Source organism: Mycobacterium kubicae (assembly GCF_015689175.1).
Lineage (GTDB): Bacteria > Actinomycetota > Actinomycetes > Mycobacteriales > Mycobacteriaceae > Mycobacterium > Mycobacterium kubicae.
Genome location: NZ_CP065047.1, coordinates 1,022,381 through 1,041,236 on the forward strand (window position 1 = coordinate 1,022,381; position 18,856 = coordinate 1,041,236).

Annotated in this window: 12 protein-coding genes and 1 pseudogene; 4 read left to right on the top strand and 9 right to left on the bottom strand. The window is 67.5% G+C overall.

Going from position 1 to position 18,856, the window contains the following annotated elements; all coding sequences use genetic code 11:
• Nucleotides 1–5: 5 nt before the first annotated feature.
• Both lpqN and I2456_RS04835 read right to left on the bottom strand, forming a co-directional pair.
• The gene (gene lpqN / locus I2456_RS04830) at nt 6–692 is read right to left on the bottom strand and encodes an envelope biogenesis lipoprotein LpqN (protein ID WP_068022087.1); all 687 of its coding nucleotides are present in this window, start codon (nt 690–692) and stop codon (nt 6–8) included.
• Nucleotides 693–793: 101 nt separating this feature from the next.
• The gene (locus I2456_RS04835) at nt 794–3,169 is read right to left on the bottom strand and encodes a lysylphosphatidylglycerol synthase transmembrane domain-containing protein (protein WP_085072865.1); all 2,376 of its coding nucleotides are present in this window, start codon (nt 3,167–3,169) and stop codon (nt 794–796) included.
• Nucleotides 3,170–3,325: 156 nt separating this feature from the next.
• Between I2456_RS04835 and I2456_RS04840 the strand changes: the two genes are divergently transcribed.
• Entirely contained in the window at nt 3,326–4,267 is a 942-nt protein-coding gene (locus I2456_RS04840; RefSeq protein ID WP_085072866.1) for a class I SAM-dependent methyltransferase, read from the top strand.
• On the opposite strand, the gene I2456_RS04845 is transcribed toward I2456_RS04840, so the two are convergent.
• Complete coding sequence (locus I2456_RS04845; protein ID WP_085072867.1) at nt 4,268–5,527, bottom strand: metal-dependent hydrolase family protein; 1,260 nt, start codon at nt 5,525–5,527, stop codon at nt 4,268–4,270.
• 108 nt (nt 5,528–5,635) lie between these two features.
• Between I2456_RS04845 and I2456_RS04850 the strand changes: the two are divergent.
• Nucleotides 5,636–6,582: pseudogene (locus I2456_RS04850) on the top strand (SAM-dependent methyltransferase).
• A 20-nt stretch (nt 6,583–6,602) separates the two neighbouring features.
• Here the strand turns inward: I2456_RS04850 and recD are convergent.
• Genes recD through recC form a run of 3 tightly spaced genes read right to left on the bottom strand, consistent with a single transcriptional unit; the run spans nt 6,603 to nt 14,934 of the window.
• Nucleotides 6,603–8,345 (bottom strand): exodeoxyribonuclease V subunit alpha, encoded by a 1,743-nt coding sequence (recD, locus tag I2456_RS04855; protein ID WP_085072868.1) that lies wholly within the window; start codon nt 8,343–8,345, stop codon nt 6,603–6,605.
• Nucleotides 8,342–11,647: an exodeoxyribonuclease V subunit beta gene (gene recB, locus I2456_RS04860; RefSeq protein WP_085072869.1), complete on the bottom strand. Its 3,306-nt coding sequence runs from the start codon at nt 11,645–11,647 to the stop codon at nt 8,342–8,344. Before recB ends, recD begins: the two co-directional genes overlap by 4 nt.
• Nucleotides 11,644–14,934 carry an exodeoxyribonuclease V subunit gamma gene (gene recC / locus I2456_RS04865; protein WP_085072870.1) on the bottom strand — a complete coding sequence of 1,097 codons (3,291 nt, stop codon included), beginning with the start codon at nt 14,932–14,934 and terminating at the stop codon, nt 11,644–11,646. The genes recB and recC overlap by 4 nt, the downstream gene beginning before the upstream one ends.
• A 74-nt stretch (nt 14,935–15,008) precedes the next feature.
• On the opposite strand from recC, the gene I2456_RS04870 reads away from it, so the two are divergent.
• Nucleotides 15,009–15,524, top strand: coding sequence for a nitroreductase family protein (locus tag I2456_RS04870; RefSeq protein ID WP_085072871.1), 516 nt, complete (start codon nt 15,009–15,011; stop codon nt 15,522–15,524).
• Complete coding sequence (locus I2456_RS04875; RefSeq protein ID WP_241007864.1) at nt 15,521–16,282, top strand: class I SAM-dependent methyltransferase; 762 nt, start codon at nt 15,521–15,523, stop codon at nt 16,280–16,282. Before I2456_RS04870 ends, I2456_RS04875 begins: the two co-directional genes overlap by 4 nt.
• Nucleotides 16,283–16,419: 137 nt before the next feature.
• On the opposite strand, the gene I2456_RS04880 is transcribed toward I2456_RS04875, so the two are convergent.
• The 3 genes from I2456_RS04880 to I2456_RS04890 form a co-directional block, all read right to left on the bottom strand.
• Nucleotides 16,420–17,115, bottom strand: coding sequence for a crotonase/enoyl-CoA hydratase family protein (locus tag I2456_RS04880; RefSeq protein WP_085072872.1), 696 nt, complete (start codon nt 17,113–17,115; stop codon nt 16,420–16,422).
• A 33-nt stretch (nt 17,116–17,148) separates the two neighbouring features.
• Complete coding sequence (locus I2456_RS04885) at nt 17,149–17,982, bottom strand: hypothetical protein (protein ID WP_068155906.1); 834 nt, start codon at nt 17,980–17,982, stop codon at nt 17,149–17,151.
• A 91-nt stretch (nt 17,983–18,073) separates the two neighbouring features.
• Nucleotides 18,074–18,790 carry an MBL fold metallo-hydrolase gene (locus tag I2456_RS04890; RefSeq protein ID WP_068022062.1) on the bottom strand — a complete coding sequence of 239 codons (717 nt, stop codon included), beginning with the start codon at nt 18,788–18,790 and terminating at the stop codon, nt 18,074–18,076.
• Nucleotides 18,791–18,856 lie beyond the last annotated feature (66 nt).

The following is an 18,856-nucleotide window of genomic DNA, read 5'->3' on the forward strand; positions in this document are numbered from 1 at the left end:
CCCCGCTACGTCGTGATCGTGGTTTGCTCGTCGATGATGCTGGTGGCGTCCATCAACAGGCCGCCCTCGTTGTCGAGCGCGTCGGCGTCGAGTTGCAGCACGAACAGGCCGTTGGGGCTGGTGATGACAACCGTCTTCTGCGCGACGGCCCGCTTCTTGCCGTTCTTGTCGTAGGAGCCGCCGAGCTGCCAGGCCTGGAAGCCGGCGAGGGTGGAGCCGTGCCCGTTGTCGGGCCCGTCGTAGCCGGGCAGGTTTTTCAACTCCCCGGGAGCAAACTGAATGAGCTTCGCTGGATCGACGTCACCGGTGAGTTTGGAGACGATCGCGACGATGGTCGGCGCGTCGTTGGGGTCAGCGGGTTGGCCGTAGACGATGCCGCCGTAGGGAGCGCCGGAGCCTTCGGGAACGAGGTTCCAGCCGGTTGGCACGGGCAGGTTGATGGTCGGGGATCCCGGGTCGCCGTGGTGGACCGGGGTCTCCTGAATGTGGTTGTCCCTGATGTAGTCGGCGATGGTGTAGTTGGCCTGCGCGCCGGGGGTGCCGCTGGTTGGTGCGGTGGTCGTCGATGTGGAGGTGGAGGTCGACGTGCTGGTGGAGGTGGAGGTCTTCGTCTCGGTCTTGGTGCCCGATCCGCAGGCGACCAGCGTCAAGCTCAACGCTGCGGCCGCGACTGCCACCGTGAGGTCCTTCATCTAAGTCATCTCCCGAATGTTGGCCCCGGTACCAGCGCCGGCGACGTCGGCACTGACACTAGTGCAACTATGCGGATTTGCCACCAGCAAACAGCCGCACATCAGACGAACTCGTTCTGGGTCAGCCAGCGCATCACCGGCCAACCGACGAACACCGGCAGCCAGCAGGTGAGCACCCGGTACAGCAGCACCGACGGCACTCCGACCGCCGCGGGCACGCCGAACGCCGCCAACCCACCGATCAGCGCCGCCTCGACGGCTCCCACACCACCCGGCGTGGGTGCGGCCGAGGCCAGCGTCCCGCCGACCATCGTGACCACGGTGACCGTCACGAACGTGGTGCCACCGCCGAACGCTTCGACACTGGCCCACAACGCCAGTGCCGCACCGAGAGTCGTTCCGGCACTGCCTAATACAATCAATGCCAAGCGCCGGGGCTCGCGGGCCAGCGCGGTCAGGTCGGTGGTGACTTCTTTGAGTTTGGGACGCAACTCCGTGGCCAGCCAGCGCCGCAGGTTGGGCACCAACAGAAAGGTGCCGACGATCCCCAACGCGGTTCCGGCGATCAGGTAGAGCACCGTGGAATTCGGGACGAAGTGGGACAGGTCGGTTGAGGTGCCCGCCACGGCACTGAACATGATCAGCAGCGCGACATGGACGATCACTTGCACCGATTGCTGCAGCGCCACCGCCGCGGTGGCGCGCAGCGCGGGCAGGCCCGCCTTCTGCAGGAACCGGGTGCTCAGCGCCAACCCGCCGACGCCGGCCGGGGTGGTGGTAGCCGCAAAGGTGTTGGCTATCTGCACAATTGACAGGCGCCAGAAGCTGACCAGACCGTCGGCGCAGGCCCATAACGCACCCGCCGCGCCGACATAGGTGAGCGCTGACACCGCCAGCCCCAGCAGCGCCCACCACCAGTCGGCGGTCTTGAGCTGGTTGACGAACGTCGGGACCGTACTGATGAAGGGGTAGGCGACATAGACCAGTGCGCCGATGAGCACCAGTTGAATGAACTGGCTGCGGCTGAACCGGGTGACGTTGGCGGTCTTGATCTGATCGGCGCCCGTTTGGCGCTTCACCTCCGCGCGGGCAGCGGAAATGACCCCGCCCGCATTGGCGACCGACCGCCGAATCCGTTTGGGCATAGCCGTTTTGGTGAGGCGCCGAGACGCCGTCAAGATGGTGTCCTTATCGAACACCTGGATCGCAGCGGTTACCGCGGACTGCGCGTCATACAGCGCCGATGTGGTCACCAGGAGTTGGGCGATGTCGGATTGCAGTTGGGCCTCGGTAGCACCGTATTCGGATTCGCCGAAGCCGCCGAAGAGTACGGTGCCGTCGCGCACGGTGATCTCATTGCAGCGCAGATCTCCGTGAGATATCTGATGATCGTTGAGGATTCGCAACGATTTCCAGGCCTGCTCCACCGGCGTCTCATTGACGCATTCGTCGAGGGGAACGCCTTGCACCGGATTGTGCGCGTACAGCGTCCATCCGCGGTCGAGTGTCGCGACGGCGATCGAGGAGGTATTGGCCACGCCTGCCTCACCGATGGCAATGGCCATCAGGGCGCGGTGCTCGACCGCTCGGCGCATGGACGCCTGTATGGGTGCGGTCTCCGGGCCGCGCAGCCGCAGCTTCCACCAAAGTTGGCGCAGCGCACCACCGCTGCGCTGGTGCGGCCCGTACAACTCGACGGCCGCCCGGACTTCGGGATCGGTCGACGTCGCCGAGATCACCAGCGGCCCCGGGCCGCCCGGCCGGACCACGGTGAGCATGGAAACCAGGAATCCCCGCTTGGCCATGGCCCGGACCGTGCCCTCCAGCGGAACCTCGAGTGCCGGCGTACCCACCACCAACACCACGAAGGCGCCGACGAACCAGCCGACTGCCAAGCCCACCAACGAGCGGGCGGGCACGATCGCGCTGACTACCAGGTGGATCGGAACGAACGCCAGCAACAACGCCCACCACCAGCGTCGCCACCGGGCCGGCAGCCAGGGCCCGGAGACGGTCAGCACCGCGGCCAGCATCGCGATCCAGCGTGGGTCGTCGAGGAACTGCGCCGGCAGCGTGGTGAGCTTTTCGTTCAGGTCGAAATGCCACCGCGGCGCCGCGATGCGGTTGCTGCTGATGGACAAAGGCAGCGCAGCCAGGACCGCCGCGGCGCCGTAGGCGCCGAGCAGCTTCCATTGCCGGGAGACGATCAGGCCGATCAGGATCATGAACGGCAGCGCCAGGATCGCCAGGCCGTAGGCCAGGTAGACGATATCGGCTTGGCCGGGCGACAACACCCCCACGATCTCGGACACCGACTTTTCCAGCGCCACCCACTGCGGACGGGTGATCACCGAACTCGTGATGACGGCGACCAGCAGGGCGGCCGCCAGCGCCAGCCGGATCATGTCGTTGGTGCGCCGGGTCAGCGGTTGCAGCAAGCTACCGGCAACGGTGATTTCGCGACCGTCAACTCGCATGTTGCGGAGATCCTCCGAGGTCCTTCGGATCCAATTGCGCGCCGCTGTGTCGACGGCTCTACGACAACTTACCCGCGCGTCGACAGCGAACCCGCTCACATCCGGCTCACGTAGGGTCGGCTCTTGGCGCGACGGCAATCCGGGAGGGGCAGGAGCATGGTGCGGACCGAAAACGACAGCTGGGAAATCACCGAGAGTGTGGGGGCGACGGCGCTGGGGGTCGCGGCGGCGCGCGCCGCGGAAACCGAAAGCGACAACCCGCTGATCCGCGACCCGTTCGCTCGGGTGTTCCTCGATGCGGCCGGCGACGGGGTGTGGAACTGGTTCGCCGCGCCGCAACTGCCGCAGGAACTGCTCGACGCAGAACCCGATCTGCCGGTGCAGATGCAGTCGATGGTCGGTTACATGGCGTCGCGGACGGCCTTTTTCGACACCTTCTTCCTCGACGCCGCGCGGGCCGGCGTCAGCCAGGCGGTGATCTTGGCCGCCGGGTTGGACTCGCGGGCGTGGCGGTTGCCCTGGCCGGACGGCACGACGGTGTTCGAGCTCGACCAGCCCAGGGTGTTGGAGTTCAAGTCGTCGACGCTGACCGAGCGTGGACACGAGCCGACCTGTGCGCGAGTCGCGGTGCCGGTGGACTTGCGTCATGACTGGCCGGCGGCGTTGCGCCAGGCCGGGTTTGATCCGTCGCTGCCCAGCGCCTGGTCGGTCGAGGGGTTGCTGCCCTACCTGCCTGCGGCCGCCCACGAGTTGCTGTTCGAGCGCATCCAGAGCCTCACTGCGTCCGGCAGCCGGATCGCCGTCGAAGCGCCCGGACCCGATTGGATGGACCCTGATGTCCGCGCCCAACAGCGCGAGCGGATGGAACGGATGCGCGCCCTGCTGGCTAAGGCGGATCCGGAGCGTGAGGTGCCGCGCACCGAGGAGCTGTGGTACTTCGAAGAACGCGAAGACGTGGGGGATTGGTTGCGTCGCCACGATTGGGAGGTGACGGTGACGCCGTCGGCAGACCTGATGGCCAGTTACGGCCGCGGTATTCCGGATGGAATAGAGGACACCTCACCGCGCAGCCTGTTCGTGTCCGCGGTCCGCACGTAGCTAGTCGACGGCCCCCTTCACCAACTGTCCGTCCTTGATGATGGCGGTGAACGCCTCGTCGGGCCGGGCGATCAGTGAGATGTCGGCGACCGGGTCGCCGTCCACCAGGATCAGGTCGGCCAACGCGCCCTCGGTCACCACACCCAGCTGTCCGGGGTAGGGGTTGCGCGGTCCCGACATCGCCAGCAGTTCCGCGTTGCGGATTGTGGCCTGCTGCAACGCCTCCGCCGGGGTGAACCAGCGGGTCAGCTTGGCCAGCTGGGCGCCCTGCCGGCTGGCCAGCTCGGCGTCGAACAACGTGTCGGTCCCGAAGGCGATCTTGGCTCCATGCTTGATCGCGAGTTGGTAGGCGGTGTCGGTGCCGGTGACCATCTGCTGAAACTTCGGCTGGCTCGGCGGGGCCAGCGGTACCGCGTCGTCGTCGTCTAAGAACGGTTGCAGGCACCACCAGACGTCCCGTTCGACCAGCAGGGCGGCCGTCGCCTCGTCGATGAGGTGTCCGTGTTCGACGCACCGCACCCCGGCGGATATCGCGGTGCGGATCGCGCGGGGGGTGTAGGCGTGCACCGTGACGTAGGTGCCCCAGTTCTCGGCGGCTTCCACCGCTGCGCGGATCTCGGCTTCGGTGAACTGGGCAACGTCGAGCGGGTCATATGGTGACGCCACACCGCCGCCGGCCATCAGCTTGAGCTGTGATGCGCCGCGGCGCAGCATCTCCCGCGCCCCACGCAGCACCTCGGCCACACCGTCGGCGATCACCGCGGCGCCGATGATCTCGGTGTAGCTCAGGTGCCCGCAGACCCCGCGAGGCACCTCGTAGGGCATGCGGAAGTCGCCGTGTCCGCCGGTTTGGGAGATGAAACCGCCCGCGGGGTAGATGCGCGGACCCGGCACGACACCTTCGTCGATGGCCTGCTTCAACCCGAACACAGGACCGCCCAGGTCACGGACGGTGGTGAAACCGCGCAGCAAGGTCTCGTGCGCGCTGACCATCGCGCGGGCGAACACGTAGCCGATGTCACTGAGCTGGGCCACCGCCGCTGGGATGGTGGTGAACATCGCATGCCAGTGCGCGTCGATCAAGCCGGGCAGCAGCGTCTTGCCAGTGCCGTCGATGTTCGGGGCCGCAAACTCCGCCGTCGCGGGCGCGACCGAAGCGATGCGCCCATCGCGCACGGTGACGTCCATCGGCCCGGTGATCCGACCTTCAAGGCTGTCGAAGACGTTGACGTTGGAGATGCGCAGCTCACTGGGTTGCATCCGGGTTCTCCTCGTCGGGTGTGCTTGTAGGTTACGACTGCCAGCCCATTCACAAGCAGCTGACGTATGTTCGCCCCAAGTGCGGATTGATCGACGGGAGGACATGGCATGGTACGGACCGACAACGACAGCTGGGAGATCACCGAGAGCGTGGGGGCCACGGCGCTGGGCGTGGCCGCGGCGCGCGCGGCCGAAACCCGCGGTGAGCATCCGTTGATCAGCGATCCGTTCGCCCAGGTGTTCCTCGACGCGGTCGGTGATGGAGTGTGGAACTGGCATTCCGCACCGCAATTGCCGCCCGAGCTCATCGAAGCCGAGCCGACGTTGCCCCTGCAAATGCAGGCCATGGTCAGTTACATGGCCTCGCGGACAAAGTTTTTCGACCACTTCTTCCTCGACGCGCCGGTACCGGCATCAGGCAGGCGGTGATTCTGGCGGCCGGTCTCGACGCGCGCTCCTGGCGGCTGCCCTGGCCGGACGGCGTCACGGTCTACGAGCTGGACCAAACCCGAGTGTTGGACTTCAAAGCGGCGACGCTGGCTGAGCACGGATTCGAGCCGGCCTGCCACCGGGTTCCCGTCGCGGTGGATCTGCGCCAGGATTGGCCAACGGCGCTGCGTCAGGCCGGTTTTGACCCGACCGCACCCAGTGTCTGGTCGGCCGAAGGGTTGATGCCCTACCTGCCTGCGGCTGCGCAAGACTTGCTGTTCGAGCGCGTGCTGGAACTCACCGCCAACGGTAGTCGGGTCGCCGTCGAGGCGCTGGGGCCCAAGTTCCACGACACGCAGGCCCGCGAGAAGCGTCGGGCGCGGATGGACCGCGTGCGCGAGATCATGGCCCGGGTCGACCCCCAGCGGGAGGTCCCGCGGACCGATGAGTTGTGGTACTTCGAGGACCGCGCAGACGTCGGTGACTGGTTCCGGCGGCGCGGCTGGGACGTGACGGTCACTCCGACCGACGAGTTGATGGCCGGCTACGGTCGCGCGGCAGCCAAAGAGGTCGAAGACCAACTGCCGGGCAACTTATTCGTCTCCGCTCAACGGTCGGGGGCCTAGCGGTGGCCACGTCCTGGCGATCACGGCTGTAGCCGACGGCGCAGCCCCGTTGCCCGAATGGCCCGGTGCGCCACGGCGGCTCGCACATCGGCCTCCGGCCCGACGACTCGCACTTTGTTCTCCGCCCGGGTGACCGCCGTGTAGAACAGCTCGCGGGTCAGCAGGCGGGAATCCGCCGAGGGCAGCAGCACCGTCACCTCGTCGGCCTGACTGCCCTGACTCTTGTGAATCGTCATGGCGTGCACCGTCTCCACGTCGGACAACCGGCTCGTCGCGAACGCGTGTGGTTCGTCGGCGCCGGCGATGACGGCACGCAGCGCGCCCTCGGCCACGACGGTCACCCCGGTGTCACCGTTGTACACGCCGAGTCCATAGTCGTTGGCGGTCACCAGAATCGGGCGCCCGGCATACCAGGACGACCAGATCGGCTCGCCGGTCGCCTCACTCAGCCAGCGCTCGACCTGGCGATTCCAGTGCTGAATTCCGTATGGTCCGCGTCGATGGGCACACAGCAACCGGTGCTCGTCGAGCGTCGCCAGCGCTGCCGACGCGTCGCCGAGCACGGCGGCCTGGCGGAGTAGAAGCCCATGCGGCACAAGCACTTTGCGCAACTGTTCGGTCGGGTCGTCGGTGTCGATCCACTCGATGTGGTCGTCCGGGGTGCGCAACACTGCCACGACCCGGTCGGCGTCGCCCGCGCGGATCGACGACGCCAGCTCGCCGATCGACTCGCCGAATCGATGCGAGGTCTGCAGCGCCGCGATGTGGGTATCGGCGCGCGCCCCCAGACCGTCGACCAGGTCGGCCAACACCGCACCGGCCTCCACCGACGCCAACTGGTCGGGATCACCGACGAGCAGCAACCGCGTCTGCGGGCGCACCGCCTCCAGCAGTCGGGCCATCATCGTCAGCGACACCATCGACGTCTCGTCGACCACGATCACGTCGTGCGGCAACCGGTTACCGCGATGGTGGCGGAACCGCGACGACGTATCCGGCCGGCTGCCCAATAGCCGGTGCAACGTGGTGGCCCGCAACCCCGAGACCCGTTGCCGATCGGCCTGGTCGAGGTTGTCGACCTCGCGTTGCACTGCCTCGTGCAGCCGGGCCGCCGCTTTTCCGGTCGGCGCCGCCAGCGCGATGCGTATCGGCGGCTTGCCGTCGCGCTGCGCCTCTTCGGCGAACAGCGCCAGCAGCCGTGCCACCGTGGTGGTCTTGCCCGTTCCCGGCCCGCCGGTCAGCACGGTCAAGCCCTGAGCCAAGGCGACTTTCGCCGCCGCGCGTTGTTCTTCGAACGGGTGGGGGAACAACCGGTCGATAAGGGCGCCCTCTCCTGGTGCCACGGCACGCGCCGGCAGCAGGGCCACCAGGTCGTCGGCGACTTGTTGTTCCTCCCGCCAATATCGGTCCAGGTACAGCAGACTGTCGGCGTACACACGCAGCACGGGCGGCGACCCCACCAGTGGGCTGGCCCGCACCGCCGCCAGCCAGTCGTCAGCTGCCGGCCACGGCAAGTCGGCGACACCTACTTGCGCTTCGACCGAGCGCAAGTCGACACACACCGAGCCGCCCCGCAGCGCCCGCACCACCAACGCGACCGCGAGCAGCACCGGCGGCTGCGACTCCTCGACCATGGCGCAAAGGCGTTGTGCCACATGGACATCGGCCGACTCCAGCACACCAGCGTCGGTGAAGGTGCGCAGAATCCCGGTCGCGCTGTGCGCCTGCCGCCAGTCGGCGGGGTCGACGACGTCGATGCTCACGCGGCCGACCTCCCCACGTCGAGAAGATCGGACAGCGCCGTGACCAGTGCGGGCGGCGGCGCCCAACTGAACACCCCGGCCGGATGACCGTCGATCACCGGAGTCTGCGGCCCGCACATGCCGCGCACGAACAGATACAGGACACCACCGAGATGGCGCGCAGGGTCGTAATTCGGCTGGCGCCAGCGCAGAAAACGGTGCAGCACAACGCTGTACAGCAGCGCTTGCAGCGGATAGTCCGAGTGCAGCATCGCCTCGGCCAGTCGCGGCTGGCTGTAGTCGGCCGCGGTCAACGGTCGGTCCCGATCACCCAGCCAGTTGGTCTTGTAGTCGACCACCAGATAGCGCTGCCCGTCGTCGATGCGCAACACCGCGTCGACCGAACCGGTGAGATAGCCGCGCAACGACTGACCGCCCAGCGTGTCACCGGTCAACCGGTCGGCATACGACCTCAGCGGGTCACCGTCCCGAAGATGCGACCCGAGCAGCACCCCGACGTCGGCCAGTCGAATATCGGGTGCGTCCGCGCGCAGGTCACCGCCGGCCAACGGGAACTCGAAGTCCAACTCACGCAGGCGGTCCCGCAGCCCGATCTGGCGCAGGGTCAATCCCGTAGCCAACGGACCCAGCGGGGTGTCGTGCATCGGGACCATCGCGGCGGCAAGCTCAGGGGCCGGAACATCCACTGGCCACCACGCTGAGTGCACCTGGATCTGCGCCTCCAGTTCGGCGGCGAGATCGGCCGCGAACGGGTCGCTGGTCTCGAGCACCGCGTGCACCAGCGACCCGAACTTCGCCCCCGACGGCAACTCGGCCATGGGGGAGGGCACGTCCGATACCGATGCCGCCCCGGCCATCGGAATGTCGCCGACTTCGTCGTCGAGTTCGGTGATTTCCGGTTCGCTGCTGACGCCGGTGGTCTCGGCGACCCGGATCAGTCCGGAATAGGACGTGCGCCGCCAGTCGGTGTCGATACTGCGATGGAAATGCCGGGTGCCCAGATCGGTTGGCGCCGCGCCGATGACCGCCGGTGGCGCGTCGGCGATCAGCGACTCTTCGACCACCGGACCGCCCGCGGCTTGCCATTCTTGGAAGCGGGCCCAGGCGTCGTCGTCGGTGATCTTGGCCGGCTCACAACGGTCGGGCACCACCGGCTCCCCGGGTCGCCGGCCCCGCAACAACCGGGAGAGCCCGCCGTTGGGTTCGTAGTAGGCCGGCGACCACCAGGCGACCACCTGGGCCTGGGCGCGCGTCATCGCGACGTACGTCAAGCGGCTGTCGTCGCTGGCGGTTTCCTGGGCGCCCAGCCTCTCGACGGCGGCGAAGTCGGGACTGTCCTTGCCGCCGATGTGCAGGCAGCGCTCACCGCGGTCGTGAAACAGCACCAGGTCCCGTTCCTGAACGGTGCGGTGGAACGCGAACGGCAGATACACCACCGGATATTGCAGGCCCTTGCTCACCCACACCGTCATGATCTGCACCGCTGCGGCGTCGCTGTCGATGCGGCGGTTGCGTTCGGTGGCGCCCCCGCGCTCCGCACGCTGAGTGCGCAGCCAATCCCGCAGCGCCGGCAATGTGAAGCGCTCCCGGTGCGCGGTCTCCTGCAACAGCTGCGTGACGTGGGCGAGGTCGGTCATGTGCCGTTCGCCGTCCTGCCAGGACAGCACGCGGTCGCTCATACCGGTCAACTGCGCGGCTTCGAAGATGGCGGCCACCCCACGCTCGCGGGCATAGCCCGCCCACTCTCGCAAGGTCTCGGCGATGCGATCGGTCAACGCATCACCGCCGGCGGCAAGGTCTTTGGCGGTCTTGCCGAAGAACATGGTGGCGGCGGCCGCGCGGACCACGCCGGGGCGGTGCGGTTGGTCGAAGGCTTCCAGCAGCGACAGCCAGTCGTCGGCGGCCTCGGAGCCGAACACGTCGGAGTCGCCGGTGTACACGGCGTGAATGCCTGCGTCGGTCAGCGCGCGGTGGCAGGCCCGGGCGTCCTTGTGCTTTTCGACGATGATCGCGATGTCGCGCGCCTGCAGCGGCTTGCCGTCGAAGGTGGCGCCGCTGGTCAGCAATCCGCCGATGTCGGCGGCGAGGTCGGCACCGATGTGTTCGCGTAGGTCGTCGATCGCCAGGTTCTGGGTTGCCTTGCGCCCGAACGTCGCCCGGCGCACCACCCGCAACCGGAACGGATCGTTGTGTGGGGCGCCCGCCAGCCGGTGCCCCTGGTGGTAGGCGTCGACGTGGCGGACCACGATCGCCGGATCGCCCAGCTGCGCGCCCAGCAAGACGGCCTGCAAACGCTGCACCAGAGTGCTGTCGCTGCGCCAGTTGGTGGCCAATGTCCGCTTGTCGCCGGCGGATTGCGCCGCGCGCAGGTAGGTGACGATGTCACCGCCGCGAAACGCATAAATCGCCTGCTTCGGATCACCGATCAGCACCAGCGTGGACCGGCCGCTGAATGCGCGGTCGATCACCTGCCATTGCACCGGATCGGTGTCTTGGAACTCATCGACCATCACGATGGGCCAGCGCTGATGCATCCTGACCCGGGCCGGCGAATCCTCGGTGTCCAGCGCGTCGGCCAGCCGGATGAGCAGGTCGTCGTAGCCGAGGATGCCGCGGCGCCGCTTGCGCGTTTCGAGTTCTGCGACAACGGCTTCGGCAAAGCCGACACAGATGGCCGCGCGGGATCCGGGTTCGGGGTGTAACGGGCGCAGCTGCGTCGACGGGTTGGCCACCACCGTCCGCGCGATCCGGGCCGCGTCCCGGTAGCTGAGGACCGGGTCGTCGCGCTCGCGCCCGAAGTGAGCCAGGTACAGATCGTCCACGATCTCGGTGACCAGTTCGTCGAGATCTTCCACGAGGGTGACACCGGAGTCGGTGTCGCCCGCCACGCCTAGCGATTTCAACACCAGTTGGCAGAACTGATGGGTGGTCGCGATGGTTGCGGCGTCGAAACCGGCCAGCGCGTCGCGCAGCCGCTGCCTGCGCGCGTCGCGTTCGGGCTCGGTGCCGTCGATCAGGTGTGCCACCAGTTGGTTGGCCCCGACGACCGACGGGTCATCGAAAGCCCGTACCGCCTCGACCATCTGGCAGCGCACCCGCTCGCGCAGCTCTTGGCTGGCGGCTCGCCCGAAGGTGATGAGCAGCATTTCGTCCAGCTTGGCGTGGCCTTCGGCGACGTAGCGGGTGACCAGACCGGCCAACGCGAACGTCTTGCCGGTGCCGGCGCTGGCCTCGAGCACCGTGGTGGTGCGCTCGGCGGGCAGCGGGCCCAGCAGGTCGAATACTTGCTCGGCTGGTGTCATGAGCCGGGATTCCCCTCGGCACACAGCAGCGGCAGCCACAGCCGCGAGGCGAAAGCGCCCAGGCGATTGCTCTCCCCGCCGTACTCCTCACCCGGGCGCAACGGCTGCATCAGGTCGGTCAGTCGCGCGCCCCTGCCCCAGGTGCGCACGTGCGCGGGCGCCTCGTCCTCCGCGGGATATCGATCGTTGGACTTCCACCGGAACTGAGCCGCTTTCTCTGGGTCATCACCGCAGTGCCGGGCCTCGGCCCACGCGTAGGAAGTCTTGATCGGCAACGGAATCGGCTCTCGCCGCCCCGCATCGTAGATCGACACCAGATCGCCGAGCAGGTCGACCGCGTTCTCCCGCGGCCGGCCCAGACACCGCTGCCGGGGGGCGGTGCCCCGTTTCGGCCGGCCGATGCAGGTGGCCCACCACTCCCGCTGCGGGGCATGAGCATGCAACGCCAGCAACGCAATCCACGACCCCAGCAGGTGCTTGCCGTCGAGTTTGGAGTACGTCACCGAGACCAGGCGATCACCGAACACCCGCGGCACCGTACCGGTGAGCCGCCTGGACCCCAGATCGATGTCGACGTCGTACGCGGTGGCGTCGCCGTGGCGGTGCTGTTGCGCCGCGGCGGCCAACAGCGCTGCCTGATCGCGGATTTCGGTGACCTTGCGCCAGCCGAGGTGCCCGGGCGGTAACGTGCCGCGCCGCCATTCCGCCTGCCGCGCGTCGTCCGGCGCCATCCCACCCAGGATGTCGCCGAGCATCCGATCGCCGACGGTCCACTCCTCGAGCGCGTTGATGTCGACCGGCATGGCGTCGTCGACCCCATCGACGTCCCAGGGCAGCGTGTACTCGAGCGCCCGGAAGAAACCCTTCACCGGATCTTTGAAGAAGGCGACCAAGTCGGCGAGAACGACGTCGTCGGGCGGCGGTGGCGGCAGCGGGCCGCAGATGAATTTCGGTTGCTCGGCGCGTTGGCCGGCAGCGGTGCGCGCCGCCTGCAACACGGTCGGATCGAAGCTGAACGGCACCCCGGGTACCAGCCTGCCGCTTTCGACGTTTCGAACGTCGAACGGCTGCAGGGGATGCTCGACAAGCACGCGGGATCGCACTTGCTGGGAGGTCGTAATGTCCAGCGTGTCAAGGAATTCCGCGAGCGGCACCGCGGGTGGCCGGCGCTGGCCCGAGTATTCGTTGGCGCCGGTGTAGGTGATGACCAGGGTGTCGGTCGCCGCGCCGATGGCGTCGAGCAGCAACTGCCGGTCCTCGGAACGGATGTCCCGCTCACCGGTCAATGGTTGGCGGGCCAGGACGTCGTCGCCGTCGACCACGCCGATGCGCGGGAACACGCCGTCATCGAGTCCGACCAGGCACACCACCCGGTGCGGGACCGAGCGCATCGGCACCATCGTGCAGACGGTCAAAGTGCCGGTGCGGAAATTGGCGCGAGTGGGCCGTCCGGCGAGGTGGCGTTGCAACAACGCGCACACGTCGGGTAGACGCAGCACCGTCTCGCGTCGCGGTCCGGCGGTGCGTACCACCTCGGCGAATTCGCGCTGCATCTGATCGCGCTGCCAGGCATCGTTGTCGTCGATGCGGGTCAGCAGGGCGATGCCGTCGCCCAGCGCGGTCAACCATTCGTGCAGCGGCCGTGTCCCGGTGAGCCGGTCGACCACGCAGCGCAACCGGTCGATGTATTCGGCGAGTTGACCGGTCAACTCCACGCGGTTGCTGCCGACGTCGTCGAGCGGCAGCGTGGCGTCGATCCAGGCGTGCGACGTTTCCGACATCGCGACCCCGGCCAGCACCCGGTCGATGCCGAATCGCCAAGTGTTGTGGACGAAGTCGACGCCGAAGGGTTGACGGTGTTCCTGATCGAACCCCCACCGGATGTTCGACTGCCGAACCCACGCGGTGATGTTCTCCAGGTCGTCGTCGTCGAAGCCGAACCGGGCGCGCACCGGAGCGGCCTGGGCGAGGTTGAGCACCTCACTTGCGGTGGCTCTGCTGCCGGCTAGCGCCAGCAGTTGTGAGGCGACGCCGAGCAGCGGATTGGTTTGCAGCAGTGAGCGATCGGCGAGTCGCACCCGAAGCTGGTGAGCCGGATGTACCCCGTGCACCACATCGCCGAGACCGAAGTCCGCCACAATCAGCGGTGCATACGTTTCGATGTCGGGGCACATGACCAGAATGTCGCGCGGCTGCAGAGTCGGGTCGTCGGCGAGCAGGCCCAGCAACACCTCGCGCAGCACGTCGATCTGGCGAGCCGGCCCGTGGCAGCTGTGCACTTGAACCGACCGGTCATCGGCTGCCAAGGTGCGACCAGCGGGCCGCACCGCGTTGGCGGCCAGGTCGGATTGCAGCCAGCCCAGCAGGGTATCGGGACGGTCGGCGCTGCCGAGCGCCGCGTCGGTCGCGGGATCGGCTGGCAGACTGCGTTGCAACTCGCGCAGGTCTCGGCCGAGCGTGGCCAGCAGCGGATGGTTGACGCTGCGGTGGCTGGTGTCTTCCCGGCGTGGGACCACGCCGTGCAAGCCGGTGAGGGCCTGCCACAACACGGCACTGGGGTGCGGCAGCCACAAATGCAAGTCGTGGTGGGTGGCCAGTGCGCCGAGCAACTCGATGTCGGTGACCGACAGCCGGGTGTGGCCGAACAGCGACAGCCGCGCCGGCAGGTCACCCGGACCCTGCTGCAGCCGAGCCAGCGTCTGCTGATGCCGCAGGTGCGGCGGATCGGCGCCGACGACGGCGACCAGCGCTCGCCACAATGCGGGCTGCCACGCCAGGTCGGAGTCGAGGCCTGCGTGGTCCGCGGCCAACCAGTCGGCCAGCAGCCGGGGACGCTGCCGGGCGTACGAGGCGAACAGACCGGCCAGCCGCCGCGCGACCGCGTAGCGACGCCCTCGACGCAACTCGGCCTCGGCGCCGATCTCGAAGTGGCCCAAGTGTTTCGCCAAAGTGTGGCACCACGGCTCGTCCAGAGAGTCGTCAATGACCTGCAGCAGCGGCCACGTCATGGCATCCGGTGACCAGGGATCGTCGTCGCTGGTGCCGGTGATCTGCGCGATCAACGAGGCAGGATTGCGAAACGACACACCCGCGCAGACACCGTCGCCACCGCCGGACCCGCAGCCCAGCAAATGCGAAAGCCGCTGACTCAGCCAGCGTTCCACGCCGCGGGCGGCGACCAGCACCAGCTCTTGGGCGAATGGGTCGGGCAACGGGTTGGCCAGCAGGGCGCCGAGCCCGTCGGCAAGGAGATCGGTGCGTTCGGCACGGTGGAGATGAAGCGCCATCGGGCGCCACCATAGACCGCCTCACCGACGGCGGTGGCAGCATGGGAAAAGTTGACGCGACGAGGGAGGGTGCTATGGAAACCTGGGATGCCATCCGGGCGCGGCGTAACGTCCGCCAGTACACGACGCAGCCGGTCTCCGAGGACGATCTGAACCGGATCGCCGAAGCGGGATGGCGTGCGCCGTCGGCGAAGAACAGACAGCCCTGGGACTTCGTCATCGTCACCGATTCCGCCCAGCTGCAGGAACTTTCGACGGTGTGGATGGGGGCCGGCCACATCGCGGCGGCGGCGGCCGCAATAGCGTTCGTCGTGCCGGTGCCTTCGGATGAGCGCCGCAAGATCACCGACCAGTACGACGTCGGCCAGGCGACCATGGCGATGATGCTGGCCGCGACCGACTTGGGAATCGGGACGGGCCATTCTTCCGTGGGAGACCAGGACAAGGCGCGGGCCATCTTGGGTGTTCCCGACGATTACTTGGTCGCCTATCTGCTCGGCATCGGCTATCCGGCCGACCGCCCGCTGACTCCGATCCGCAAACCGAATCGGCGGCCGTTTTCCGAGGTCGTGCATCACGGCCGCTGGTGAGCACAGTGGGCCATCAACATCGGGGTGAGTACGGGTACGACGGTTCCTTTCACCGGTTTTCGGCGGGCACTCAGTTGGCCGGCGTGGGTGTCGCGTTCGGTGGGCTGTCGGCACTAGCGGCCGGCAACTTCCGGCGCGGTAACCCACGGGCAGGCACCGCGGCTGGCTTGTCGGCGGCGGCGACGGCGGCCTTCGCCGCCTCCTACATCTACGCGACGCGATCAGGCAAGTTCGTGGTGTGGGATCGGGTGCTCGATGACCTGCGACTGCAGGGTGACGAGACGGTGCTCGACCTGGGCTGCGGCCGCGGGGCGGTGCTGATGGCCGCGGCCAAGCGGGTGCCGCGCGGGCGTGTCATCGGCGTCGATCTGTGGCGCGCCGACCAGACCGACAACGCCCGCGAGGCAACGCTTGCCAACGCGAAACTGGAGAACGTCGCCGACCGGGTCGAATTGCACACCGCCGACATGACCGCACTGCCGTTGCCGGACAACAGCGTTGATGTGATCGTCAGCAGCCTTGCCATTCACAACATCCCCGACCGGGCCGGCCGGCGACGGGCGCTGGATGAGGCGATTCGCGTGCTGCGCCCCGGTGGTCGGCTCGCCATCGCGGACTTGTGGGAGACGCGCCAGCACGCCGATCGCCTGCACGAACTGGGCTGGCACGACGTGCGGCGCCGCAACTTGGGCTGGCGCATGTGGTACGGCGGCCCGTGGACTTCGACGCGCCTGGTCACCGCCACAAAACCCGGATAGTCGCCGGAAACTCGGCGGCAATCCGCACCATTTCGAGTCGCGGACCGGCTGCGACGTGCAACACTGCTGCTGCGGAGGAGGCGATGGCGGGCGCGGTTGTCTAGGCAATCGCGCCCGTCAAGTTTCGGCAGCGGTGCTCAGCGGCCGAACTCCGCCTCGATGCCGTCGATGCCGGCGCGGATGGCTTTCAGCGCTTCCTCGCGGGCGCGCAGCTTGGTGGCGGCATGGGCTTTCTGGTTGAGACCGGCGAATTCCCGGGCGGCTTCCTCGGCGCGGCTGACCACGACCTCGGGCAGTGCGATCTCGTCGATGAAGCCGGCCGCCAGCGCGGTCTCGCCGAAGAAGGTCTTGGCCAGCCCCGCGGCCTGCTGATAGGCGGACCGGGTCAGCCGCAGCTTCATGATTTCCAGCGCCGCGTACGGGATGGTCATGCCGATCGCGACCTCGTTGGCCTGAATGTTGTAGGCATGCGCGGCAATTCGGTGATCACCCGCGGACAACAGAAACGCTCCCATGGCGATCGCGTGGCCGGTGCAGGCCATCACAACCGGTTTTGGGTAGGACAGCAGCCGATGCGCCAGCTCGAAGCCGCCGCGCAGCATGTCGATGGCGGGTTGCACCTCTCCGGAGGTCAGGATCTTCAGATCGAAGCCGCCGCTGAACACCCGCTCGTTGCCGGTCAGCACCAGGGCTTTGACGTTGTCCCGGTCGGCGTTGTCGATCGCTTCGTTGATCGCCTGCTGCATGGTCGGGCCCAGGGCATTGACTTTGCCGTCGTCCATCCTGATGACTGCGATGGAGTCGTCGTGGGTGTAGGTGACCGGGCCGCTCATGTGCACTCCATTCGATTGGACAGCCCGATTGAATCAAACGCGTTGACTGCGATGCCTACCGAGTTCGTTTTCGCTGTTGCCCCAGCGCAGCCGGACGTCGGTGGGTTCGTCGAGCTGCCGGGTCCGCCATCTGTCCTGAGTTTCCTGCACGGCTCGTTCCATTCGCTCGATCTCGCTGCGGAAGACGTCGGGGCGCGTCTCCTTGCTTGCGTAATGGAAGTAGGTGAGCACATAGCGCAGCAGCTCGAGCTTCTGCTTCTCCCGCTTCGCCAGGTCGTGGGTCGTCATCAACTCGATGCGCTGCACGGGCGGCAAGGTGTCCCAGTCCAGCACCACAGCCGTCTCCAGCGGTTGGCGGCGACGTCGCCAGAACCGCCATCCGCGGGGTTTGTCCGGGCGGTCGTAGTAGGTGACCGTTCCCTCGAAGCGGGACTCGATGCCCAGTCCTATCTCCGCGCGGTCCAGCGCCGAATCCCACACCACCCGCCACTCCTGGCCGGGCGCCAGCGTCGCCAACTCACGCGGCAGCTGTAGCGGCACGACGTTGGCGTAACCGTCGGAGGCGTTCTCGTATTCGGCAACGGTCGGCGGATTGTCGAACGAGAACGAAATGTTGTAGGCGGCGGTCTTCCCGAAGTTGCGGACTACCACTTCGATCACGTGCCAGTCCGCGGCATGCGGTTCCATCAGCATGGCGACGTGCGGGCGGGTCTGCTCGGCGGCCTCTGCGCGGTTGCGCTGCAATTGGCGGTGGGTGAAAACCAGGGCGACGATGCCGAGTGCGAGCGCCCCCCAGGCCGCCCACGCCAGCCAGGTTCCCGGGTCAGCGTTGGTGATCCCATGCCAGGTGTTCTGCAACCACCCCATGGACCCCACCCTCCGCTTGGTCGGCTACTTCGGACCGAAACTTAGCCGCCCTGATCGTAGAGCCGTTTCCTGGAAAATCTCGACAGATCTTCTATCCGCCCATCAACATCCGCCACTGGTTGAGGTCCGCGGCGCGATATACGTAGTTGGAACGCTTGACCTCCGACAGGGCGGCGCTGGGGTCGGCCGAATACCAGTGCCCGGGAAATACCGTCGGATCACCGGGTAGTTGCGCCAGTTGCTGCAAGCTGCGATACATCTCGTCGGAGTCGCCGCCCGGGAAGTCCGTGCGTCCACAACCTTCCAGGAACAGCGTGTCCCCGGCGACCAGCCGGCCATCCAGTAGGAAGCACTGACTGCCCGGGGTGTGCCCGGGGGTGTGCAGCAGTTCGATGTCGATGTCGCCGATGCTGACCTTGTCGCCGTGCTCGTGAGTGGTCAGGTCGCTCAGCGCAATCCCGGTGATCCTGGAAACCCATTGCGCCTCATGGCTGTTGACGTGCACCGGCACGGTCACCCGCTCCAGCAGCTCGGCCAGGCCCTTGAGTTCGAATCCCATCATGGAGCCGCCGACATGATCGGGGTGATGGTGGGTGACCAGCACTCCGGCCAGGCGCATGCCGTCCGCTTCGAGCGTGTCGACCAGGTCGCCGGCGGCGTAGGCGGGGTCGACCACGACACAGTCGCGGGTTTGGCGATCCCCGATCAGGTAGGCGAAATTGCGCATTTGCGCCGCGATCATGTCACCGGCGGCGAAATCGCGACCAGAGAGCAGTTGGCGGAAGTACAGCCGGTCCGAATCTGACACCCGACCAGCCTATGACTCGGCCCCTCGGCGTTTGCTCAGGCCCGGCGGTGTGTGGACCCAGGTGCG

Coding starts and splice junctions, on each gene's coding strand:
- I2456_RS04840 (WP_085072866.1), top strand. CDS start 3,326: ATGGTGCGGACCGAAAACGACAGCTGGGAAATCACCGAGAGTGTGGGG.
- I2456_RS04845 (WP_085072867.1), bottom strand. CDS start 5,527: ATGCAACCCAGTGAGCTGCGCATCTCCAACGTCAACGTCTTCGACAGC.
- I2456_RS04870 (WP_085072871.1), top strand. CDS start 15,009: ATGGAAACCTGGGATGCCATCCGGGCGCGGCGTAACGTCCGCCAGTAC.
- recB (WP_085072869.1), bottom strand. CDS start 11,647: ATGACACCAGCCGAGCAAGTATTCGACCTGCTGGGCCCGCTGCCCGCC.
- recC (WP_085072870.1), bottom strand. CDS start 14,934: ATGGCGCTTCATCTCCACCGTGCCGAACGCACCGATCTCCTTGCCGAC.
- I2456_RS04835 (WP_085072865.1), bottom strand. CDS start 3,169: ATGCGAGTTGACGGTCGCGAAATCACCGTTGCCGGTAGCTTGCTGCAA.
- I2456_RS04885 (WP_068155906.1), bottom strand. CDS start 17,982: ATGGGGTGGTTGCAGAACACCTGGCATGGGATCACCAACGCTGACCCG.
- lpqN (WP_068022087.1), bottom strand. CDS start 692: ATGAAGGACCTCACGGTGGCAGTCGCGGCCGCAGCGTTGAGCTTGACG.
- I2456_RS04880 (WP_085072872.1), bottom strand. CDS start 17,115: ATGAGCGGCCCGGTCACCTACACCCACGACGACTCCATCGCAGTCATC.